A 20098-nucleotide genomic window follows, 5' to 3' on the forward strand; every position below is an offset into this window, starting at 1 on the left:
GCGCTGAGCCTCCGTCAGTTCGGGCTGAACGACTGCCGGGTCAGGTCCACCCCGGGCAGCGAGGGCAGCCAGGCCAGCACCGCGCTCTCCCGCCGCAGCAGCTCCAGCTCGGTGGTCAGCCGCTGCGCGGTGTCGGGGCAGGCCAGCAACGCCTGCTTCACCGGCGTGGGCAGCACCGCGGCGGCCGCCACCAGGTAGGACAGCACCTGCGGGTCGTTCGGCAGCTCGTGCTGCCCGGTGAGACTGACCTCGCGGGCGCCGGCCAGCCGCTTCTGGTACGCCCGGAAGGCCCGTTCGACCCCGGCGGCCAGTGCGCCCGCGCCCTCGCCGGTCCGCTCCTCGATCGGCTCGGTCTCGCCGACCAGGTAGGGCCCCGTCACGTCGACCGAGCGGAGCCAGAACCGGGTGGTCCCGGTCACCAGCAGCTCGTACTGCCCATCCGGCTGCTCCTGGACCGAGGCCACGTCCGCGACGCACCCGATGTGGTGCAGCGCCTCCAGCGGATCGCCGGTCACCGTCCCGAGCCCGTCCAGCGGCCCGGCCGGACCGTCGTGCTCCCGGACCGGTGCGACCTCCCGGCCGTCCTTGATCGCCAGCACCCCGAACCGCCGGGGCTGGTCCTCCGGCTGGGCCAGCAGGTCGCCCACCAGCCGCCGGTACCTCTCCTCGAAGACGTGCAGTGGCAGCACCAGGCCCGGATACAGGACCGTGTTGAGGGGGAAGATCGGCAGCCGTTCAGTCACGGCGCACAGCGTAGTTCAGCAACGGCCGCCGCTGTCCCGAATACCCGTCAGGCGGTCGGTGGGCACCCGCCGCTCAGCCGCGCTGGAGCATCCGGGTGGCGCCGGCCACCACGGTGGTGGCGAGCACCCAGCCGGAGAGCACCAGGCCCGCCACCACGAACTGGCCGGTCCGGTCAGGGTTCCAGCCGTCGGGGCCGAGGTTCACCACCGGGAGGACCTTGCTGAGGGCATACAGCGGCGCGTTCCAGGTGGGCTTCTCGTCGGCCTTCAGCGGGGCCGGCTCGTGCCCGGAGAAGTACAGCGCTCCGAAGGCCCAGGCCAGCACCAGCCAGAGCGCGGCCCGCCCGGGGCGGTAGCCGTACCCGACGGCGGCGTCCTGGATCAGGCCCCAGAGCCGGCCGGGCGGCGGCAGGGTGGAGCGCCGCCGCCGGTGCTTGGCGTACAGCACCTCGCGGGCGTCCTCGTCCCGGCCGTCCCGGCGCAGCGCGGCGGCCAGCTGCTCGTACGGCTCCGGCTGGTACTCGCCGAGGGCGCTCTCCAGCCAGGCGATCCGCTGCCGGACGCTGAACGGCCGGTCGGGCCGGAGCGACTCGTAGGTGAAGCCGGTCAGCCGGACGTGGCCGTCCTTCGGCCAGCTGTCCGGGTTGTCGACCAGGTTGCCGATCCTGGCTCGGGAGAGCGAGACCTTGCCGGTGGGCGGTTTGTGGCAGGTGAAGCGCAGCTCGGGTGTCTGGATCCGGCGCAGCGAGAGTTCCTGACTCCCCGACAGGTGGAACTCGGCGTGGGTGATCAGCAGCGCGTTCTCGAACCGTCCGTCCACCAGCCGGACCCCGCCGTACGCCCGCAGCGGCGTGCTGGGGGAGTCGTGCGGGATCGGGGCGCCGTAGCCGTCGCCGTAGATGGTGTGCGAGTCGGCCCAGCCGCCGTCCAGCGAGCCGCCCAGGTACATGGTGTTGCCGACCGAGATGTGCGCCAGGTTGAGGCAGTAGCGGTCTGGGGCGGCGGCCTTCAGCTGGGCGCCGCGGAGCGAGAAGCGGCCGCCGATCCGGCCGGTGCGCAGGCTCAGCTCGCCGTGCACGTCGACCCGCTCGGCCTCGAAGTCCTGTTGCACCGTCAGCCCGTCGGCGGCCAGCGCCCGGCCGTACCGGTCGCCGCCGATGACGGCCTGGTTGAGCAGCAGGTCGGTGCCGATCTTGGCGTCGGTGAGCCGCATGCCGAACGGCAGCACGCAGCGGGCCAGGTGCAGGTCACCCTCGGTGGCCAGCCGGGACGCCTCCAGCCGGGGTATCCAGCAGCGGATCAGCCGCAGCGTGCCGGCCTGGGCCTCGGAGATCAGGATCTTCTTCTCGAACCGGCAGTCGTGCAGCTCGACGTAGTGCTCGATCCGGGCCCCGGCCAGCCGGAGCGGGCCGGTCACGTAGGCGCCGCTGAGCTTGAGCGAGGCCACCTTGCCGGGTGCCGGGTCGGGGCCGTTGAGCAGCAGGGTGGCCAGCACCTCGGCCCGGACGAACCGCTCGGCCGGCCACTCGGCCGGGCCGCTCACCAGGTCCACCGCGTCGTCCCAGCTGCGCAGGTCGTAGAGCGCGCCCTGCCGGAACGCCTCCCAGAGCCCTTGCTCGACCGGCGTCCAGTCGTCCGGCGGCTGCTGCACCGCTGCCTCCCCCAAGATCTTGAACTGTCTCGCCTTTCGTATCACGGACTGAAATGCGGGACCTCGGGTTCCGGCCACTCCCTACACTGGGCGATGTGATCTCTCGAATCGACCTGCGCGGCTCTACCTCCGACCTGCGCGACGTGCTGCCCCGTGCCGAGTTCGACGTGGAAGCCGCCCTGGAGAAGGTGCGGCCGATCTGCGAGGACGTACGCCATCGTGGGGTCGCGGCGCTGATCGAGATCACCGAGCGGTTCGACGGCGTGACGCTGGAGAGCACCCGGGTGCCCGAGCAGGCGATCACCGCCGCGCTGGAGGCCCTGGACCCGAAGGTGCGCGCCGCGCTGGAGGAGTCGATCCGCCGCGCCCGGCTGGTCCACCGCGAGCAGCGCCGTACCGACCACACCACCCAGGTGGTGCCGGGCGGCACGGTCGCCGAGCGCTGGGTGCCGGTCGACCGGGTCGGCCTGTACGTGCCGGGCGGCCGCGCCGTCTACCCGTCCTCCGTGGTGATGAACGTGGTGCCCGCGCAGGAGGCGGGTGTCCTCGGCATGGCCGTCACCTCGCCGCCGCAGAAGGAGTTCGGCGGCTCGGTGCACCCGACCATCCTGGCGGCCTGCGCGCTGCTCGGGGTGACCGAGGTCTACGCGGTCGGCGGCGCCCAGGCGGTCGCGATGTTCGCGTACGGCACCGAGGAGTGCGCCCCGGTCAACCTGGTGACCGGCCCGGGCAACATCTACGTGGCCGCCGCCAAGCGGCTGCTCAAGGGCCGGATCGGCATCGACGCCGAGGCCGGTCCGACCGAGATCGCGGTGCTCGCCGACGACACCGCCTCCGCCCGTGACGTGGCCGCCGACCTGATCAGCCAGGCCGAGCACGACCCGATGGCCGCCTCCGTGCTGGTCACCGACTCGGTCGCGCTGGCCGAGGCGGTCGAGGCCGAGCTGGTCGAGCAGGTCGCCCGCACCAAGCACCGCGAGCGGGTCACCGAGGCGCTGACCGGCAAGCAGTCCGGCATCGTGCTGGTGGACGACATCGAGCAGGGCCTCGCCGTGGTGAACGCCTACGCCGCCGAGCACCTGGAGATCCAGACCAGGGACGCCCGCGCGGTCGCCGCCAAGGTCCGCAACGCGGGCGCGATCTTCGTCGGCGCGTACGCCCCGGTCTCGCTCGGGGACTACGCGGCCGGCTCCAACCACGTGCTGCCGACCGGCGGTTGTGCCTGCCACTCGTCCGGCCTGTCGGTGCAGTCCTTCCTGCGCGGCATCCACGTGGTGGACTACACCCGCGAGGCGCTGGCCGATGTCGCCGCGCACGTGGTCAACCTGGCGAACGCCGAGGACCTGCCCGGTCACGGTGACGCGATCAAGGCTCGGTTCGAGTGGACGGTTCCTGGCGAATGAACATCGACGATCTGCCGATCCGGGACGAGCTGCGCGGCCAGTCCCCGTACGGCGCACCGCAGCTGGACGTGCCCGTCCAGCTGAACACGAACGAGAACCCGTACTCGCTGCCCGAGCCGCTGGTGGCCCGGATCGCCGAGCGGGTGGCCGAGGCGGCCCGCAACCTCAACCGCTACCCCGACCGGGACGCGGTCGAGCTGCGCACCGGTCTGGCCGGGTACCTGACCGGGACCACCGGTCACGCCGTGACGAAGGATCAGGTCTGGGCCGCCAACGGCTCCAACGAGATCCTCCAGCAGCTGCTGCAGACCTTCGGCGGCCCGGGCCGCAGCGCGCTCGGCTTCGAGCCCTCGTACTCGATGCACGCGCTCATCTCCCGTGGCACCGGCACGAATTGGATCTCCGGCCCGCGCAACGAGGACTTCACCATCGACCTGGCGGCGGCCACCGCGGCGATCGCCGAGCAGAAGCCGAACGTGGTCTTCATCTGCTCGCCGAACAACCCGACCGGTACCGCCGTCGAGGCCGACGTGGTGCTCGCGCTGTACGAGGCCGCCCAGGCCGCCCGGCCCAGCCTGGTGATCGTGGACGAGGCGTACGTCGAGTTCTCGCACCGCGCCTCGCTGCTGCCGATGATCGAGGGCCGCCCCAACCTGGTGGTCACCCGCACCATGTCCAAGGCCTTCGGCGCCGCCGGGCTGCGGCTCGGCTACCTGGCCGCGGACCCGGCCGTGGTGGACGCCGTGCAGCTGGTCCGGCTGCCGTACCACCTGTCGGCCGTCACCCAGGCGACCGCGCTGGCCTGTCTGGAGTACACCGACACCCTGCTCGGCTACGTCGAGCGGCTCAAGTCGGAGCGCGACCGGCTGGTCGACGCGCTGCTCGGACTCGGGCTCGAGGTCACCGCCTCCGACTCCAACTTCATCCAGTTCGGCCGCTTCGCCGACACCCACGCGGTGTGGCAGGCCATCCTCGACCAGGGCGTCCTGGTCCGCGACAACGGTGTCCCCGGCTGGTTGCGCGTCACGGCGGGCACGCCCGCCGAGAACGACGCCTTCCTCGACGCCGTCCGTACAGTCAGCAAGGAGCTTTGAACCCTCATGTCCCGCATCGGCCGCGTTGAGCGCACCACCAAGGAGACCTCGGTCCTGGTCGAGATCGACCTCGACGGCACCGGGAAGACCGACATCTCCACGGGCGTCGGGTTCTACGACCACATGCTCGACCAGCTGGGCCGCCACGGTCTCTTCGACCTCACCGTCAAGACCGAGGGCGACCTGCACATCGACACCCACCACACCATCGAGGACACCGCCCTCGCGCTCGGCGCCGCCTTCCGGCAGGCGCTCGGCGACAAGGTCGGCATCTACCGCTTCGGCAACTGCACGGTGCCGCTGGACGAGTCGCTCGCCCAGGTCACCGTCGACCTCTCCGGCCGCCCGTACCTGGTGCACACCGAGCCCGAGAACATGGCGCCGATGATCGGCAGCTACGACACCACGATGACCCGGCACATCCTGGAGTCCTTCGTGGCCCAGGCCGCCGTCGCCCTGCACGTGCACGTACCGTACGGTCGAAACGCCCACCACATCGTGGAGTGCCAGTTCAAGGCGCTGGCCCGGGCACTCCGTTATGCCGCCGAGCGCGACCCGCGCGCGGCCGGCATCCTTCCCTCGACCAAGGGTGCGCTGTGAGCAAGACCGCCACGCTGTTGATCATCGCCGGGCTGTTCCTGTCCGGCGGCGTGTTCTCGTTCTGGAAGCAGAAGCAGTCCAAGGGTGTGATCGCGGTGCTCGCGTTCGGCGCCGTGATGTGCCTCGCTTCCGGGCTGATGCGCCTCTAGCAGAGACGGAACTCCCCTGATGGCCAAGAACGTTGTCGTCCTCGACTACGGATCGGGCAACCTCCGCTCGGCCCAGCGCGCGGTCGAGCGCACCGGCGCGAACGTCACCGTGACCTCCGACTTCCAGACCGCGATGGACGCCGACGGCCTGCTGGTGCCCGGCGTCGGCGCCTTCGAGGCCTGTATGCGCGGCCTCAAGGCGGTGCGCGGCGAGCAGATCATCGGCCGCCGGCTGGCCGGCGGCCGCCCGGTGCTGGGCATCTGCGTCGGTATGCAGATCCTGTTCGAGAAGGGCGTCGAGCACGGCGTCGAGAGCGCCGGCTGCGACGAGTGGCCCGGCACGGTCGAGCCGCTGGACGCCCCGATCGTCCCGCACATGGGCTGGAACACCGTCGACGTGCCCGAGGGCAGCCGGCTGTTCGCCGGTCTCGACCCGGAGACCCGGTTCTACTTCGTGCACTCCTACGGCGTGAAGCGCTGGGAGCTCGAGGTCACCAACCAGAACATCCGGTCCCCCCTGGTCAGTTGGGCCACCCACGGGCAGCCGTTCGTCGCCGCGGTGGAGAACGGCCCGCTCTGGGCCACCCAGTTCCACCCGGAGAAGTCCGGCGACGCGGGTGCCGCGCTGCTGACCAACTGGGTCAACACCCTCTGACAACTCCCGTCCACCGCAGGTCCCTTCCGACTCAGGAAAGTTGCACCATGAGCCGCCTCGAACTGCTGCCCGCCGTCGACATCCGCAACGGCCAGGCCGTCCGCCTGGTCAAGGGCGCCTCCGGCACCGAGACCTCCTTCGGCACGCCGCTGGCGGCCGCGCTGGCCTGGCAGAACGCGGGCGCCGAGTGGCTGCATCTGGTGGACCTGGACGCCGCGTTCGGCACCGGCGACAACCGCGAGATCATCCGTGAGCTGAGCGAGCAGATGAACATCAAGGTCGAGCTCTCCGGCGGCATCCGGGACGACGCCTCGCTGGCCGCCGCACTGGCCACCGGCTGCCGCCGGGTCAACCTGGGCACCGCCGCGCTGGAGCAGCCGGAGTGGGTCGCCAAGGTGATCGCCGAGCACGGCGACAAGATCGCGGTCGGCCTGGACGTGGTCGGCACCACCCTGCGCGGCCGCGGCTGGACCAGCGAGGGCGGCGACCTCTACGAGGTGCTGGCCCGCCTCGACTCCGAGGGCTGCGCCCGCTACGTGGTCACCGACGTCAACCGCGACGGCACCCTGACCGGCCCCAACCTGGAGCTGCTGCGCAACGTCTGCGCCGCCACCGACAAGCCGGTGGTCGCCTCCGGCGGCGTCTCCTCGCTGGACGACCTGCGGGCGATCGCCACCCTGACCGGCGAGGGTGTCGAGGGGGCGATCGTGGGCAAGGCACTCTACGAGAGCAAGTTCACCCTCGAAGAGGCCCTGGAGGCCGTTTCATGACGGACCGTCAGATCGTACGCGGCAGGATCGCCGGATTCTCCCCCTGGGAGGACGAGTTCGGCTACTCGCGCGCCGTGGCGGCCGGGGACCACGTCCACGTGGCCGGCACCACCGCGTGGGTGGACGGGAAGATCGAGCACGAGGGCGACCCGTACCACCAGACCCTCGCCGCCTTCGGCGTCGGTCTCCAGGCCCTCGCCGCGTACGGTCTGACGGCGGACGACGTGTTCCGCACCAGGATGTACATCACCCACGTCCGGGACGCCGACGAGGTCGGCCGGGCCCACCGGACCCTGTTCGCCGCCTCCCGGCCCGCCGCCACCATGGTCGTGGTGGAGGGCCTGATCGACTCCCGGATGATGGTCGAGATCGAGCTCGACGCCTACCGCGCCGGGCTCGCCAGCACCTTGGAAGGTAAGACGCCATGACCCTCGCCGTACGAGTCATCCCCTGCCTGGACGTGGACAACGGCCGGGTGGTCAAGGGCGTCAACTTCCAGAACCTGCGGGACGCCGGCGACCCGGTCGAGATGGCCAAGCTCTACGACGCCGAGGGCGCCGACGAGTTGACCTTCCTCGACATCACCGCCTCCTCCGGCGACCGGGAGACCACCTACGACGTGGTCCGCCGCACCGCCGAGCAGGTCTTCATCCCGCTCACCGTCGGCGGCGGCATCCGCGCCGTCGAGGACGTCGACAAGCTGCTCCGGGCCGGCGCCGACAAGGTCGGCGTGAACACCGCCGCGATCGCCCGGCCCGAGCTGATCCGCGAGATCGCCCAGCGCTTCGGCCGCCAGGTGCTGGTCCTCTCGGTCGACGCCCGCCGCTGCCCTCCTGGTACGGAGACCGCTTCCGGCTTCGAGGTCACCACCCACGGCGGCCGCCGCGGCACCGGCCTGGACGCGGTCGAATGGGCGGGCCGGGCCGCCGAGTTGGGCGCGGGCGAGATCCTGCTCAACTCGATGGACGCGGACGGCACCAAGGACGGCTACGACCTCGACATGATCCGCGCCGTCCGCAAGGCCGTCGCCGTCCCGGTCATCGCCTCCGGCGGCGCGGGCAAGCTCTCCGACTTCGCCCCCGCGGTCGACGCCGGCGCCGACGCCGTCCTGGCCGCCAGCGTCTTCCACTTCGGCGACCTCCGCATCGGCCAGGTCAAGGAAGCCCTCCGCAGCACGGGCCACCCCGTCCGCTGACGCAAGGTCGCACCCGCCAGGGGCTCGGGGAACTGCGACGCCGACCTCGAAAAAGGTGATCGCTGCGTAGCGGGTCAGGCACTTTCGCAGTGACCCGAACGCCAGATCTCCTCGCAGTTCCCCGAGCCCCTGGATAGTGCAACCGAGCGCCCTGCAGAAGGCCTGCCTAGGCTTCGCTGCGAATGACCGCGAACCTCGCCCCGAAGGGGTCGTGCAGCCACGCCATCCGCCCGATCCCCGGTGCGTCCATGCCGGGCAGCAGCACCTCCCCGCCTCCCGCCACCGCCCGCTCGATCACCGCGTCCGGGTCCGCGACCTCGAAGTACGGCAGCCAGCCGGCCTCGCTGTGCTCGCTCGGGGCGATCCCGCCGAACGAGGCGTCCTGCTGGTCGCCCTCGGCCACCGACACCACGGTGTAGGTCATCCCGGGGACCTCGACCTGCTCGGTGCGCCAGCCGAACAGTGCCCGGTAGAAGGCCACCGCCACCGCCGAGTCGGGCGTGTGCAGCTCGGCCCAGCAGAACGAGCCCGGTGCGCCCGCCAGGTCGAGCCCGGCCGTCCGCCCGGCCTGCCAGACGGCGAACCGTCCGCCCTGCGGGTCGGTCAGGGCGGCCATCCGTCCGGCGTCGAAGACGTCGCCCGGCTCGACCCTGACCGTGCCGCCGGCCTGCTCGGCGGTCTTCGCGGTGGCGTCCACGTCCGGGGTGGCGAAGTAGAGCGTCCAGGCCGACTGCGCGCCCTCCTCGGTCAGCGGGCCGAGCGCGGCGACCGTGCGCCCGTCCAGCTGGAAGAAGCCGTAGCCGCCCGCCTCGGGGCCGGCCGACCGGAAGGTCCAGCCGAGGACCGCGCCGTAGAAGGCGGCGGCCGCGGCGGTGTCCGGGCTGCCCAGGTCGAGCCAGTTCGGCGAGCCGGTCCGATAGTCGGTGGTGAGCATGCGGAGACCGCTCCTTCGGGAGGCATGGTGTCGTCCGGTCCACCCTGCCACCCGCCACTGACAGCCGCGCGCGCCGACTGACGGACTGTCACTCGAACGGCAGTACCACCCGCAGTGCCTCGACCGCGTCCTGCGGTCCGCTCATCTCGACCCGCGCCCGCGCGCCGCGGCCGAACGCGAACAGCACCAACTCGCCCGGCTCGCCGGTCACCTCGACGGTCGGCCCGGTCCGCCGGGTGACGGTCACCGCCCGGCCGTCCGGCCGCCGCAGCACCAGCGGGACCGGGCTCTTCCGGCCGGCCTCCATGCGGGCCAGCATCGGCAGCCGCCGCCAGAGCGCCTCGGTCAGCCCGGGCCCGAGCGGCTCCGGCTGCCAGTCGTCCCCGGCCCGGCGGACGTCCTCCGCATGCACGAAGTACTCGAGGACGTTGGCCGCCTCGTCCGCGCCGGGCAGCGAGAACGGCGAGAAAGCCGACGGCCCGGTCCGGAACAGCCGCAGCAACTCCTCGTACGGGCGCGCCCGGTAGCGCTCCTGGACCCGGGCCGTCCAGCCGGCCAGCGGGGTCAGTCTGATTCCGGCCGCCGCGTCCATCCGCTGCTCGCGCAGCACCAGGTGGGCGGCCAGATCGCGGGTGGTCCAGCCCGCGCAGAGGGTCGGCGCGTCCGGCCCGGCCGCGCGCAGAAGCCCGGTCAACCGCTGGCGTTCCATCCGAGCGAAGTTCGACATGCGGCCCACCCTACGTGGCCCGCCGCGCCCGAACTAGCTCGGCCCGAGCCCCTTCAGATGCCCCGTCAGCCGCCGTCCGTCCGGCTGGTCGGTGCCGGACATGATGCAGGTCGCGTCCCGGAACCCGGCCTGATAGTGCACCAGGCGCGGCCCGAGGTAGCGCCCGAAGTAGGGGCCGCCGCCGCCCTGCTTGCCGTCCCACTCCGTCAGGTGCGGTTTGCAGGCCGCCGTCATCGCCTGCTGGACCGCCGTCTCGCCGGTCAGCCCGTCAGGCAGCACGATGTTCGCGATCACCTCGCCGTCGTGCTTCCCCTCGCAGGGCCGGGCCTCGGCCGGTGCCGCGGTCCGGCTCAGCGGCTGGTAGTCCAGGCACGTCCCGGGCGGGAAGAACAGGTACGGCAGCACCTTGCTCGGCGTGGGCGAAGGCGAGGGTGACGGCGTGGTCGTACCGGGTGGCGGCGGTGACGGCGCAGCCCGCCGCTCGGGCTCCGGCCAGAGGAGCAGCACCGCGCCCGCCGCCAACAGAAGCAGGACCACCGCCGTGGCCACCACCCGCCGCCGTCTCATCCCCGACCCCCCTCGTTCCGACCGGGCCCATTCTGACCGCCTGGGACCGTCCCGTCAGCTACTCCGCGAAGCCGGACCCGGGCCAGGTATACGCTGACGGTGGCACGGCCCTGAGCGGGTACTGGGGTCTTTGGTTATGCGAGTTGGGATCGTCGGGCACGAGGGGCTCTCGGATCTGAGCGAGATGCTGGTCCGGGGCGAGCTGTGGCGACTGGTCACCACGTTCGGCAGCTACGACCTGGTCGGGGTGACCTGCCTGGCGGCGGGGCCCGAGACCTGGTTCGCCCAGTCGGTGCTGGAGCACGGCGGCAAGGTCGAGGTGATCGTGTCGGCGACGGCCGGCAAGGCCGGGGCGTTCGCGGGCGCGGGCCGGCAGACCAGGCAGCGGCTGATGAACGAGGCGAACGCGGTGCACCGGCTGGCACCGGTCGAGGTGGGCGGACTCGGCGACGACACCTGCCGGGCCCTGGTCGGGATGGTGGACGAGCTGATCGCGGTCTGGGACGGCCGCCCCGAGGGCCACACCGCCGAGGTGGTCGAGGCGGCGGAGCGGGCCGGGCTGTACGTACAGGTGGTCTGGCCGCAGGGGTGCGAGAGCCCGGCGTGACCCCGGCAGCCTGACCCGGCGGGTACCGGGGGAGCCGGGGTGAGCTGCCACAATGGACGCCATGTCGACCACTCCCGCCGCCCCCGGCAGCACCGCCCTCGCCCCTGACATCGCCGCCCGGCTCAAGCGCACCGAGGACGGCCTGCTGCCGGCGATCGCCCAGCAGTACGACACCGGCGAGGTGCTGATGCTCGGTTGGATGGACGACGAGGCGCTGCACCGCACCCTCACCACCGGCCGCTGCACCTACTGGAGCCGCAGCCGCAGCGAGTACTGGGTCAAGGGCGACACCTCCGGCCACTTCCAGCACGTCAAGGAGGTGGCGCTGGACTGCGACGGCGACACCCTGCTGGTCAAGGTCGACCAGGTCGGCGCGGCCTGCCACACCGGCGACCGGACCTGCTTCGACGCCGACGTCCTGCCGATCGCTCGTTAGTCTCTTCCCAGCCCCATCCCCACGGACGAACGGTGCCATCTCCCATGGACCTTGAGGACTTCCGCAAGCTCGCCGTAGACACCCGGGTCATCCCGGTCACCCGCCGGCTCCTCGCGGACGGCCTCACGCCCATCGGGCTGTACCGCAGCCTGGCCGACGAGCGCCCCGGCACCTTCCTGCTGGAGTCGGCCGAGCAGGGCAACTGGTCCCGGTACTCCTTCGTCGGCGTGCACAGCGCCGCCACCCTGACCGCCGACCCGGACGGCAAGGCCCGCTGGCACGGCAGCCCGCCGGTCGGCATCCCCACCACCGGTGACCCGCTGGAGGTGCTGCGCGCCGCGCTGGAGACCCTGCACACGCCCCGGCACACCGACGACGGCCTGCCGCCGCTCACCGGCGGCCTGGTCGGCTACCTCGGGTACGACGTGGTCCGGCGGCTGGAGAAGCTGCCGAACCTCACCCCGGACGACCTGAAGCTGCCCGAGCTGACCATGCTGCTGGCCACCGACCTCGCGGTGCTCGACCACGCCGACGGCACGGTGGTGCTGATCGCCAACGCGGTCAACCACAACGACCTGGCCAGCGGCGTGGACGAGGCGTACACCGACGCCGTCGCCCGGCTGGACCGGATGCAGGCCGACCTGGCCCGGCCGGTCGACCCGGGCCTGGCGACCTTCACCCCCACGGCGGTTGACGCCCACTCACCCTTCGGCGGCGCCCCGTACCGGGCGGCGGTCGAGGAGGTGAAGGAGCGGATCCGGGCCGGCGAGGCGTTCCAGGTGGTGCCCTCGCAGCGGTTCGAGGCGCCCTGCCCGGCCAGCGCGCTGGACGTCTACCGGGTGCTGCGCACGACCAACCCCAGCCCGTACATGTACCTGTTCCGCTTCCCCGGTCCGGACGGCTCCGCCGAGGGCGGCTTCGACGTGGTCGGCTCCAGCCCGGAGGCGCTGGTCAAGGTGACGGACGGTCAGGCGATGCTGCACCCGATCGCCGGCACCCGGCACCGTGGCAGCACCCCGCACGAGGACGCCGAACTGGCAGCCGAGCTGCTCGCCGACCCCAAGGAGCGGGCCGAGCACCTGATGCTGGTGGACCTCGGCCGCAACGACCTCGGCCGGGTCTGCGAGCCCGGCAGCGTCGAGGTGGTCGACTTCATGTCGGTCGAGCGCTACAGCCACGTGATGCACATCGTCTCCACCGTCACCGGCCAGGTCGCGGCAGGCCGTTCGGCCTTCGACGTGCTGACCGCCTGCTTCCCGGCCGGCACCCTCTCCGGCGCCCCCAAGCCCCGCGCGATGCGGATCATCGAGGAGCTCGAACCCACCCGCCGCGGCCTCTACGGCGGCTGCGTCGGCTACCTCGACTTCGCCGGCGACTCCGACACCGCGATCGCCATCCGCACCGCCCTGCTCCGCGACGGCACCGCCTACGTCCAGGCCGGCGCGGGCGTGGTCGCCGACTCCGACCCGCACTCCGAGGACACCGAGTGCCGCAACAAGGCCGCCGCCGTCCTCCGCGCCGTCGCCACCGCCAACACCCTGCGCAGCTCCCGGTAGACCCCGGCGCGGCCCCGGCCGTGCGGTCAGGGATAGTGGACGGGTGACCACGATTCCCGCACCCCGTACCGCTGAGCCCGCACCGGGGCAGAAGAACAGCCGCCGGAGCCTCGGGGTGATGCTGTTGCTGACGGTGGCCGGGGCGGTGCTGGTGCTGACCGCGGTGAGCCGGGTGTGGGCCTCGGGGAAGGCCGGGGGGCTGGCGGTCGAGGTGACCGGGAGTGCGGTGTCGGGGCTGCCGGGCGGGCTGGCACTGGTCGGGCTGGCGTCGGCGGTCGCGGTCTTCGCGGTGCGCGGCGTGGGCAAGGCGGTGGTGGGCGCCCTGGTGGCGCTGGCCGGGCTCGGTGCCGCCGTGGCGGCGGCGCTCGGTGCGGCCGACGCCGGTGCGCTGAACGGCGAGGCGGCCAAGAAGCTCGCGCTGGTGAGCGCCCAGGCCGAGCAGGTCGGCCACACGGCCTGGCCGTGGGCGGCCGCGCTGGGCGGACTGCTGCTGGCCGTCGCCGGGGCACTGACGGTCCGGTACGGCCGGGACTGGCCCGCGATGGGCAGCCGCTACGACGCGCCGGCCCGCAAGACCCCGCCGAAGGCGAAGACCACCGGAACCCCCGCCGAACTGTGGCAGGCGCTGGACCGTGGCGAGGATCCCACCTGAAACCGAGGCCCCCGCTTGGGGGCGGGCTGTGTGGCCCGGCACAATGGGACAGTAAACCCGCCGAGCTCCCGCAGTTCGGCCGGTCCCCGGAGAACCAAGGAGCACCATCAGATGTCGGCAGCAGCGCACGGCAACACCCCCGCCGCCTGGACCGGCTCGACCATTGCCTTCATCGGCTTCACGGTCAGCGGCGTCGCCATGATCATCCCCGCGATTTGGCTCTTCTTCGTGGGCCTGGGCGTCGTGGTTGTCGGCGGCATCGTCGGCAAGGCGATGGCCATGGCGGGCATGGGCAAGCAGCCCAGCCCGCACTTCTACACCCCCGAGGAGACGGCCGCCCGCCAGGCGGTCACGGCCGGGGTCTGAGACTTCGTCGGAACGTCGGGGAGCGGCAGGCGCGCGGAGCGCCCGCCGCTCCCTCTGCGTAGGACACGCCCGCCCGCCTGAGGGATGCGCCCCGGCGGCGGGGGCAGAATCGGCGGTGTGAACGCCGCCCCGCAGCCCAGTCCGTTGCCTGTGCCGCCCTCCCCGCTGCGCCGGCTGGCCCGTCCGCTGGCCGCCCTCGCGGCGGTCGGCCTGCCGACCCTGTACGTGGCGGGGGTCGACCCGAACACGCCCGGCCACTACCCGACCTGCCCGGTGCTCTCGGCCACCGGTTGGTGGTGCCCCGGCTGCGGCGGACTGCGGGCCGTGCACGCGCTGACCCACGGCGAGCTGACCGCGGCCGTGCACGACAACCTGCTGGTGGTGGTGCTGGCGGTGGTCGCCGCAGTGCTCTGGGTGGGCTGGCTGTGGGCCGCGCTGACCGGCGGGAAGGCGCCCCGGATCAACGTCGGTGCGGCACGTACGGTCCTGCTGGTGCTGGTCCTCGGGCTGTTCATGGTGCTGCGGAACCTTCCCGCCGGAGCCGCCCTGGCGCCGCCGGTCGGGTAGCCCTCCGGCGTGTGCGCCGGTCCGCTCCGCGAGACGCGCGCCGGGCGGATGCGGTTCGCGCCCCCTGCGCCCGATACCATCGAGAGGCCGACGGGGGCAGATCAGCACCGGACCTGCACAGGTCCGGTCCGGTTCGTACCCGCGGTGTTTCACCCGACTAGCTGGGCGAACGCCCAGCAGAACGATGGGGGCGCCCGCGTGAGTGTGCTCGACGAGATCATCGACGGGGTCCGCGAGGACCTCGCCGAGCGACAGGCCCGGGTCTCCCTGGACCAGCTCAAGGAGCTGGCCGCCAAGGCTCCCGACGCCAAGGACGGCGTTGCCGCGCTGCGTGGCGACGGCATCCGGGTGATCTGCGAGGTCAAGCGCTCCAGCCCGTCCAAGGGAGCCCTGGCGGCCATCGCCGACCCGGCCGCCCTGGCCCGCGACTACGCGGCCGGCGGTGCCGCCGCGATCAGCGTGCTGACCGAGCAGCGCCGCTTCGGCGGTTCGCTGGCCGACCTGGACGCCGTCCGGGCCGCGGTCGAGACCCCGGTCCTGCGCAAGGACTTCATCGTCACCGCGTACCAGCTCTGGGAGGCCCGCGCCCATGGCGCCGACCTCGCGCTGCTGATCGTGGCGGCCCTGGACCAGCCCGCACTCGTCTCGCTCATCGAGCGCGCCGAGTCGATCGGGCTCACGCCCCTGGTCGAGGTCCACGACGAGGAGGAGATCGCCCGCGCGGTGGACGCCGGAGCGAAGATCATCGGCGTCAACGCCCGCAACCTCAAGACCCTCGAGGTCGACCGGAACACCTTCGGCAACGTGGTGGACGCCATCCCGGCGCACATCGTCCGCGTCGCCGAGTCCGGGGTGCGCGGCCCGCACGACCTGATCGCGTACGCCAACCTGGGTGCGGACGCCGTCCTGGTGGGCGAGTCCCTGGTGACCGGCAAGGACCCGAAGGCGGCCGTGGCCGACCTGGTGGCCGCCGGTGCCCACCCGGCGCTGCGCAACAACGGACGGGGCTGACCCGAGAGATGAGCGCCCGCCTCGCCCCTGGTTGCCGCCCGCGCGGCTGCCGCGCGCCCGCGCGCCGGGTGTTGGGGCGGCGGGTGCGGTACGTGATCGGCTGCGAGCCCGGGCAGGTGCCCGGTCGCCGATGGCGCAGGACGAACGGCTGAGCACAGCCATGCCACGTTCCTGACAGTCATTCACCGAATCACGAGGACTACAGCCATGTCCGAAAAGGACTACCTGCCAGGCGCTCAGGTCCCCGACGCCCGGGGCTACTTCGGCGCGTACGGCGGCCGCTTCATCCCGGAGGCGCTGGTCGCCGCCGTCGAGCAGGTCGCCGAGGAGTACGAGAAGGCCAAGGCCGACCCGGCCTTCGCGGCCGAGCTCGACGCGCTGCTCAAGGACTACACCGGGCGGCCGAGCCCGCTCACCGACGTGCACCGGTTCTCCGCCGAGGCGGGCGGGGCGCGGATCCTGCTCAAGCGCGAGGACCTGAACCACACCGGCTCCCACAAGATCAACAACGTGCTTGGCCAGGCGCTGCTGACCCGCCGGATGGGCAAGACCCGGATCATCGCCGAGACCGGAGCCGGCCAGCACGGCGTGGCCACCGCCACCGCCTGCGCGCTGTTCGGCTTCGACTGCACCATCTACATGGGCGAGGTCGACACCGAGCGCCAGGCGCTCAACGTGGCCCGGATGCGGATGCTGGGCGCCGAGGTCATCCCGGTGACCTCCGGCAGCCGCACCCTCAAGGACGCCATCAACGAGGCGTTCCGGGACTGGGTCGCCAACGTCGACTCCACCCACTACCTGTTCGGCACGGTGGCCGGCCCGCACCCGTTCCCGGCGATGGTCCGCGACTTCCACAAGGTGATCGGCATCGAGGCCCGCGAGCAGGTGCTGGAGCGCACCGGAAAGCTCCCGGACGCCGTGGTCGCCTGCGTCGGCGGCGGCTCCAACGCGATGGGCATCTTCCACGAGTTCATCCCGGACGCGGGCGTCCGGCTGATCGGCTGCGAGGCGGCCGGCGAGGGCGTGGACACCCCGAGGCACGCGGCCACCCTGACCAAGGGCGACCCCGGCGTGCTGCACGGCTCGCGCACGTACGTGCTGCAGGACGAGGACGGCCAGACCATCGAGTCGCACTCGATCTCGGCCGGCCTGGACTACCCCGGCGTCGGCCCCGAGCACGCCTGGCTGAAGGACACCGGCCGGGCCGAGTACCGCCCGGTGACGGACGATCAGGCGATGCAGGCGCTGCGACTGCTGTCCCGTACCGAGGGCATCATCCCGGCGATCGAGAGCGCGCACGCGCTCGCGGGCGCGCTGGTGCTCGGCCGCGAGCTGGGCCCGGAGGCCACCATCCTGGTGTCGCTCTCCGGCCGTGGTGACAAGGACATGCACACCGCCGCCCAGTACTTCGGCCTGTACGACCAGAACAACGGGGGTAAGTGACCATGGCTTCGAAGCTGAGCGCGGTCCTGGCCGCCGCGAAGAACGAGAACCGGGCAGCCCTGATCGGCTACCTGCCGGCCGGCTTCCCGACCGTCGACGGCGGCATCGCCGCGGTCAAGGCCCTGATCGAGGGCGGCTGCGACGTGGTCGAGGTCGGCCTGCCGCACTCCGACCCGGTCCTGGACGGTCCGACCATCCAGACCGCCGACGACATTGCGCTGCGCGGCGGCGTCCGGATCAAGGACGTGCTGCGGACGGTCGCCGAGGCGGCCGCCGCCCACCCCGGCACCGCGGTGCTGGTGATGACGTACTGGAACCCGGTCGAGCGCTACGGCGTGGCCCGGTTCGCGGCGGACCTGGCCGCCGCCGGGGGAGCGGGCGTGATCCTGCCCGACCTGCCGGTCGAGGAGTCCGACGAGTGGCGCAAGGCGGCGGGCGAGCACGGGCTCGACACCGTCTTCGTGGTCGCCCCCAGCAGCAAGGACCCGCGGCTGGCCGAGGTCACCGCGGCGGGCTCCGGCTTCGTCTACGCGGCCGCCGTGATGGGCGTGACCGGCACCCGGGCCGCCGTCGGCAACCTGGCCGAGGACCTGGTCGCCCGCACCCGGGCCACCACCGACCTGCCGGTCTGCGTCGGGCTCGGCGTCTCCAACGCCGACCAGGCGGCGCAGGTCGCGGCGTTCGCGGACGGGGTGATCGTGGGCTCCGCGTTCGTCCAGCGGATCCTGGACGCGGCGGACGAAGCCGCCGGGCTGGCGGCGGTCCGCGGCCTCGCCGCCGAACTGGCGGAGGGTGTTCGCCGCCGCTAGGCACCTGCTCGGCCATTTACGGTCCAGGGGCTCGGGGAACTGCGAGGAGGTCTGGCGTGCGGGTCACACCGCAAAGTGCCTGACCACCTACGTACGCGTGACCTTTTCTGAGGTCGGCGTCGCAGTTCCCCGAGCCCCTGACCGTAGAACCGAAGCACTTGCCAAAAGGTCGGCGTCGCCCACGCGGCGGAGCCGCACATCAGCAGAGCCCCGAGCCCCTGCTGTGCTCCCGCCGTCTGGGTGAAGTGTTGCGGGTTGACGCATCGGGGGCGGTTGGGTGGCGTTGAGTGGAGGGACGAGTTCGTGTGCTGTACGACTCGTTCCGCCGACTGAAGGAGTCCGCCAAGTGCCCAGTGTCCAGCGTGCGGTCCTGCTGCGGGCGGCCGCCGCCGCCCTGGTGCTCGGTGCGACGTTCGGTGCGGAGGCGGCGGTGAGTCCGGTGCTGGCCCAGCGGGGGGTGGAGCGGGCGGAGCGGGACGCGTACGTGTGCAGTCAGGCGGCGCGGGTGGATTCGGTGGTGCGGGCGGGGCGTTCGCAGCACGACGGGCGGCCGCCGCTCAGCCGGCTGGCGGGTGCGGCGCGCTGCGTACAGCGCTGACGGTTGCTCAGATCGGGGGATCGAGTCGGACATCTGTCCCCATTTCATCACTCATTCGGCTTAACGCGCGAATGTGGAGTAACCGCCATTCATCCCCTACGGTTCATCAGGAAGCGTGAGTGGCACCACGCGCAGGGACGTACCGAGGGGGAGGACCCGATGGCCAGTCAGCAGACCGCCGCCGCACCGGACCGCGGCTCGGCACTGCGCCGCGCGGTCGACGGCGCGGCGGGGGAGTGGTTCGGGCTGGTGGCCCGGATCGGTCTGGCCGTGGTCTGGGCCTGGGCCGGGCTGGCCAAGGTGGCCGATCCGGCAGAAGCGGCGCAGGCCGTGCGGGCGTACGAGATCCTGCCCGAGTCGCTGGTCAAGCCGGTCGGCTACGGGCTGCCGTTCCTCGAACTGGCCCTCGCCCTGCTGCTGTTGATCGGCCTCGGGACGCGGATCGTCGCGGTGATCTCGGCCCTGCTGCTGCTCACCTTCATCGGCGGCATCGGCTCCGCCTGGGCCCGTGGCATCTCGATCGACTGCGGCTGCTTCGGCGGCGGTGGCGCGGTCGACTCCTCGCAGACCGAGTACCTGCAGGAGATCCTGCGCGACAGCGGCTTCCTGCTGCTGGCCGCGTGGCTGGTGTACCGGCCCCGGACCAAGCTCTCGGCCGACGGCTGGCTGAGCGCTTGACGGACCGACAGCCGCCATCGAACCCACCGGCCCCCACCTTGGACGTACCGAGCTATGAGTGAGAAGAACCGAGAAGGCAAGCGCACCGCCCGCGAGCGGATGCTGGAGGAGCGGGCCGCCGACGAGGCCCGTTCGAAGCGGAAGAAGAAGCTGGTCATCGGCGGGGTGGTGCTCGCGGTGATCGCGGCCGGTGTGATCACCGGCGTGGTGGTGCAGAACCAGCGCTCCAAGCCGGACACCCCGGTCGCGCACCCGGCCGGCACCATCGGCGACAAGAACCTGGTGATCCCGGACGGCCCGGCCAACGCCCCGTCGGTGCTGACCGTGTACGAGGACCCGCGCTGCCCGGCCTGTGGCACCTTTGAGCGTGAATTCGCCACCACGGTCAACCAGTTGGAGAACCAGGGCAAGCTGTACGGGAACTACCACATCGTCTCGTTCATCGACCGCTCGCTCGGCGGCAAGGGCTCCAAGTACGGTTCCAACGCACTGGCCTGCGCGCAGGACGCGGGCAAGTTCCGTGAGTACCACGACGTGCTGTACAAGAACCAGCCGGAGGAGACCAGCGACACCTTCGGCAACAAGAGCACGCTGATCGACCTGGCCAAGCAGGTCCCCGGGCTGGACAGCCCGACCTTCGAGAGCTGCGTCAACGACAACAAGTACTCGGGCTGGGTGTCCGCGGTGCAGCAGGACTTCGACAAGTCCAGCTACAAGTCGACGCCGACCGTGCTGCTCAACGGCACGCCGATCTACCCGAAGAACGGCGAGGAGCAGATCAGCCCGGCGAACCTGGTGAAGTGGGTGGACGCCGCCAACGCGGGCAAGCCGCTCGGCACCGTCACGGCCGGCTGAGCGCCGAACGTTCGGAAGCTGTGACCCCGTGC

The 20098-nt window shown here is 72.2% G+C and carries 26 protein-coding genes; 21 read left to right on the forward strand and 5 right to left on the reverse strand.

Going from position 1 to position 20098, the window contains the following annotated elements; genetic code table 11:
• Window positions 1–14: 14 nt before the first annotated feature.
• Window positions 15–743, reverse strand: a complete 729-nt coding sequence (locus F4556_RS28100) for an LON peptidase substrate-binding domain-containing protein (protein ID WP_184920894.1) — start codon at window positions 741–743, stop codon at window positions 15–17.
• A 73-nt stretch (window positions 744–816) separates the two neighbouring features.
• On the reverse strand, window positions 817–2394 hold the full coding sequence (locus F4556_RS28105) for an oxidoreductase (RefSeq protein WP_184920896.1): 1578 nt from the start codon (window positions 2392–2394) through the stop codon (window positions 817–819).
• Between the two features lie 95 nt (window positions 2395–2489).
• On the opposite strand from F4556_RS28105, the gene hisD reads away from it, so the two are divergent.
• From hisD to hisF, 8 genes are read left to right on the forward strand one after another with little or no spacing between them, the layout of a single operon-like run.
• Window positions 2490–3797 (forward strand): histidinol dehydrogenase, encoded by a 1308-nt coding sequence (gene hisD, locus F4556_RS28110; RefSeq protein ID WP_184920898.1) that lies wholly within the window; start codon window positions 2490–2492, stop codon window positions 3795–3797.
• Window positions 3794–4891: a histidinol-phosphate transaminase gene (locus F4556_RS28115; protein ID WP_184920900.1), complete on the forward strand. Its 1098-nt coding sequence runs from the start codon at window positions 3794–3796 to the stop codon at window positions 4889–4891. Before hisD ends, F4556_RS28115 begins: the two co-directional genes overlap by 4 nt.
• 6 nt (window positions 4892–4897) lie before the next feature.
• Entirely contained in the window at window positions 4898–5491 is a 594-nt protein-coding gene (gene hisB / locus F4556_RS28120) for an imidazoleglycerol-phosphate dehydratase HisB (protein ID WP_184920902.1), read from the forward strand.
• Window positions 5488–5640 carry a CG2302 family histidine operon protein gene (locus F4556_RS28125; RefSeq protein ID WP_184920904.1) on the forward strand — a complete coding sequence of 51 codons (153 nt, stop codon included), beginning with the start codon at window positions 5488–5490 and terminating at the stop codon, window positions 5638–5640. The genes hisB and F4556_RS28125 overlap by 4 nt, the downstream gene beginning before the upstream one ends.
• A 19-nt stretch (window positions 5641–5659) precedes the next feature.
• Window positions 5660–6295: an imidazole glycerol phosphate synthase subunit HisH gene (hisH, locus tag F4556_RS28130; RefSeq protein ID WP_184920906.1), complete on the forward strand. Its 636-nt coding sequence runs from the start codon at window positions 5660–5662 to the stop codon at window positions 6293–6295.
• A 47-nt stretch (window positions 6296–6342) separates the two neighbouring features.
• Window positions 6343–7065, forward strand: coding sequence for a bifunctional 1-(5-phosphoribosyl)-5-((5-phosphoribosylamino)methylideneamino)imidazole-4-carboxamide isomerase/phosphoribosylanthranilate isomerase PriA (gene priA / locus F4556_RS28135; protein ID WP_184920909.1), 723 nt, complete (start codon window positions 6343–6345; stop codon window positions 7063–7065).
• Window positions 7062–7493 carry a RidA family protein gene (locus F4556_RS28140; RefSeq protein ID WP_184920911.1) on the forward strand — a complete coding sequence of 144 codons (432 nt, stop codon included), beginning with the start codon at window positions 7062–7064 and terminating at the stop codon, window positions 7491–7493. The genes priA and F4556_RS28140 overlap by 4 nt, the downstream gene beginning before the upstream one ends.
• Window positions 7490–8260, forward strand: coding sequence for an imidazole glycerol phosphate synthase subunit HisF (gene hisF / locus F4556_RS28145; protein ID WP_184920913.1), 771 nt, complete (start codon window positions 7490–7492; stop codon window positions 8258–8260). Before F4556_RS28140 ends, hisF begins: the two co-directional genes overlap by 4 nt.
• 166 nt (window positions 8261–8426) lie before the next feature.
• Here hisF and F4556_RS28150 read toward each other — a convergent pair whose 3' ends face one another.
• From F4556_RS28150 to F4556_RS28160, 3 genes are all read right to left on the reverse strand, one after another.
• The gene (locus F4556_RS28150) at window positions 8427–9194 is read right to left on the reverse strand and encodes a VOC family protein (RefSeq protein WP_184920915.1); all 768 of its coding nucleotides are present in this window, start codon (window positions 9192–9194) and stop codon (window positions 8427–8429) included.
• Between the two features lie 88 nt (window positions 9195–9282).
• Entirely contained in the window at window positions 9283–9921 is a 639-nt protein-coding gene (locus tag F4556_RS28155) for a TIGR03085 family metal-binding protein (RefSeq protein WP_184920917.1), read from the reverse strand.
• Between the two features lie 33 nt (window positions 9922–9954).
• Window positions 9955–10488 carry a hypothetical protein gene (locus F4556_RS28160; protein ID WP_184920919.1) on the reverse strand — a complete coding sequence of 178 codons (534 nt, stop codon included), beginning with the start codon at window positions 10486–10488 and terminating at the stop codon, window positions 9955–9957.
• A 136-nt stretch (window positions 10489–10624) separates the two neighbouring features.
• Between F4556_RS28160 and F4556_RS28165 the strand changes: the two genes are divergently transcribed.
• The 13 genes from F4556_RS28165 to F4556_RS28220 all read left to right on the forward strand — a co-directional run bounded on the left by F4556_RS28165 (window position 10625) and on the right by F4556_RS28220 (window position 20066).
• Entirely contained in the window at window positions 10625–11095 is a 471-nt protein-coding gene (locus tag F4556_RS28165) for a hypothetical protein (protein ID WP_184920921.1), read from the forward strand.
• A gap of 61 nt (window positions 11096–11156) precedes the next feature.
• A complete protein-coding gene (gene hisI, locus F4556_RS28170; protein ID WP_184920924.1) occupies window positions 11157–11531 on the forward strand; it encodes a phosphoribosyl-AMP cyclohydrolase in 375 nt (124 codons plus the stop codon).
• A 44-nt stretch (window positions 11532–11575) separates the two neighbouring features.
• Window positions 11576–13087, forward strand: a complete 1512-nt coding sequence (locus F4556_RS28175; protein ID WP_184920926.1) for an anthranilate synthase component I — start codon at window positions 11576–11578, stop codon at window positions 13085–13087.
• 43 nt (window positions 13088–13130) lie between these two features.
• Window positions 13131–13739, forward strand: a complete 609-nt coding sequence (locus F4556_RS28180) for a TIGR02234 family membrane protein (RefSeq protein WP_184920929.1) — start codon at window positions 13131–13133, stop codon at window positions 13737–13739.
• Between the two features lie 111 nt (window positions 13740–13850).
• The gene (locus F4556_RS28185; RefSeq protein WP_184920931.1) at window positions 13851–14105 is read left to right on the forward strand and encodes an HGxxPAAW family protein; all 255 of its coding nucleotides are present in this window, start codon (window positions 13851–13853) and stop codon (window positions 14103–14105) included.
• 117 nt (window positions 14106–14222) lie between these two features.
• On the forward strand, window positions 14223–14672 hold the full coding sequence (locus F4556_RS28190; RefSeq protein WP_313068732.1) for a DUF2752 domain-containing protein: 450 nt from the start codon (window positions 14223–14225) through the stop codon (window positions 14670–14672).
• 198 nt (window positions 14673–14870) lie between these two features.
• Complete coding sequence (gene trpC / locus F4556_RS28195; protein ID WP_184920933.1) at window positions 14871–15683, forward strand: indole-3-glycerol phosphate synthase TrpC; 813 nt, start codon at window positions 14871–14873, stop codon at window positions 15681–15683.
• 8 nt (window positions 15684–15691) lie between these two features.
• Window positions 15692–15835 (forward strand): tryptophan biosynthesis modulator TrpM, encoded by a 144-nt coding sequence (trpM, locus tag F4556_RS39780; RefSeq protein WP_369824173.1) that lies wholly within the window; start codon window positions 15692–15694, stop codon window positions 15833–15835.
• A 55-nt stretch (window positions 15836–15890) separates the two neighbouring features.
• Window positions 15891–17126, forward strand: coding sequence for a tryptophan synthase subunit beta (trpB, locus tag F4556_RS28200; protein WP_184920935.1), 1236 nt, complete (start codon window positions 15891–15893; stop codon window positions 17124–17126).
• 2 nt (window positions 17127–17128) lie between these two features.
• Window positions 17129–17935, forward strand: a complete 807-nt coding sequence (trpA, locus tag F4556_RS28205) for a tryptophan synthase subunit alpha (RefSeq protein ID WP_184920937.1) — start codon at window positions 17129–17131, stop codon at window positions 17933–17935.
• A 346-nt stretch (window positions 17936–18281) separates the two neighbouring features.
• Complete coding sequence (locus F4556_RS28210; RefSeq protein ID WP_184920939.1) at window positions 18282–18533, forward strand: hypothetical protein; 252 nt, start codon at window positions 18282–18284, stop codon at window positions 18531–18533.
• Between the two features lie 159 nt (window positions 18534–18692).
• Entirely contained in the window at window positions 18693–19211 is a 519-nt protein-coding gene (locus F4556_RS28215) for a MauE/DoxX family redox-associated membrane protein (RefSeq protein ID WP_184920941.1), read from the forward strand.
• A gap of 54 nt (window positions 19212–19265) precedes the next feature.
• Window positions 19266–20066 carry a DsbA family protein gene (locus F4556_RS28220; RefSeq protein WP_184920943.1) on the forward strand — a complete coding sequence of 267 codons (801 nt, stop codon included), beginning with the start codon at window positions 19266–19268 and terminating at the stop codon, window positions 20064–20066.
• Window positions 20067–20098: the final 32 nt, after the last annotated feature.

It is taken from the genome of Kitasatospora gansuensis (genome assembly GCF_014203705.1).
Classification (GTDB): domain Bacteria; phylum Actinomycetota; class Actinomycetes; order Streptomycetales; family Streptomycetaceae; genus Kitasatospora; species Kitasatospora gansuensis.

Excerpts from the sequence above, each read along its gene's own strand:
- F4556_RS28115 (WP_184920900.1), top strand. The coding sequence starts at position 3,794 with ATGAACATCGACGATCTGCCGATCCGGGACGAGCTGCGCGGCCAGTCC.
- F4556_RS28220 (WP_184920943.1), top strand. The coding sequence starts at position 19,266 with ATGAGTGAGAAGAACCGAGAAGGCAAGCGCACCGCCCGCGAGCGGATG.
- F4556_RS28175 (WP_184920926.1), top strand. The coding sequence starts at position 11,576 with ATGGACCTTGAGGACTTCCGCAAGCTCGCCGTAGACACCCGGGTCATC.
- hisI (WP_184920924.1), top strand. The coding sequence starts at position 11,157 with ATGTCGACCACTCCCGCCGCCCCCGGCAGCACCGCCCTCGCCCCTGAC.
- F4556_RS28155 (WP_184920917.1), bottom strand. The coding sequence starts at position 9,921 with ATGTCGAACTTCGCTCGGATGGAACGCCAGCGGTTGACCGGGCTTCTG.
- hisF (WP_184920913.1), top strand. The coding sequence starts at position 7,490 with ATGACCCTCGCCGTACGAGTCATCCCCTGCCTGGACGTGGACAACGGC.
- F4556_RS28140 (WP_184920911.1), top strand. The coding sequence starts at position 7,062 with ATGACGGACCGTCAGATCGTACGCGGCAGGATCGCCGGATTCTCCCCC.
- F4556_RS28165 (WP_184920921.1), top strand. The coding sequence starts at position 10,625 with ATGCGAGTTGGGATCGTCGGGCACGAGGGGCTCTCGGATCTGAGCGAG.
- trpA (WP_184920937.1), top strand. The coding sequence starts at position 17,129 with ATGGCTTCGAAGCTGAGCGCGGTCCTGGCCGCCGCGAAGAACGAGAAC.
- hisH (WP_184920906.1), top strand. The coding sequence starts at position 5,660 with ATGGCCAAGAACGTTGTCGTCCTCGACTACGGATCGGGCAACCTCCGC.
- F4556_RS28160 (WP_184920919.1), bottom strand. The coding sequence starts at position 10,488 with ATGAGACGGCGGCGGGTGGTGGCCACGGCGGTGGTCCTGCTTCTGTTG.
- F4556_RS28185 (WP_184920931.1), top strand. The coding sequence starts at position 13,851 with ATGTCGGCAGCAGCGCACGGCAACACCCCCGCCGCCTGGACCGGCTCG.
- trpB (WP_184920935.1), top strand. The coding sequence starts at position 15,891 with ATGTCCGAAAAGGACTACCTGCCAGGCGCTCAGGTCCCCGACGCCCGG.
- hisB (WP_184920902.1), top strand. The coding sequence starts at position 4,898 with ATGTCCCGCATCGGCCGCGTTGAGCGCACCACCAAGGAGACCTCGGTC.
- trpM (WP_369824173.1), top strand. The coding sequence starts at position 15,692 with ATGAGCGCCCGCCTCGCCCCTGGTTGCCGCCCGCGCGGCTGCCGCGCG.
- priA (WP_184920909.1), top strand. The coding sequence starts at position 6,343 with ATGAGCCGCCTCGAACTGCTGCCCGCCGTCGACATCCGCAACGGCCAG.
- F4556_RS28150 (WP_184920915.1), bottom strand. The coding sequence starts at position 9,194 with ATGCTCACCACCGACTATCGGACCGGCTCGCCGAACTGGCTCGACCTG.
- F4556_RS28215 (WP_184920941.1), top strand. The coding sequence starts at position 18,693 with ATGGCCAGTCAGCAGACCGCCGCCGCACCGGACCGCGGCTCGGCACTG.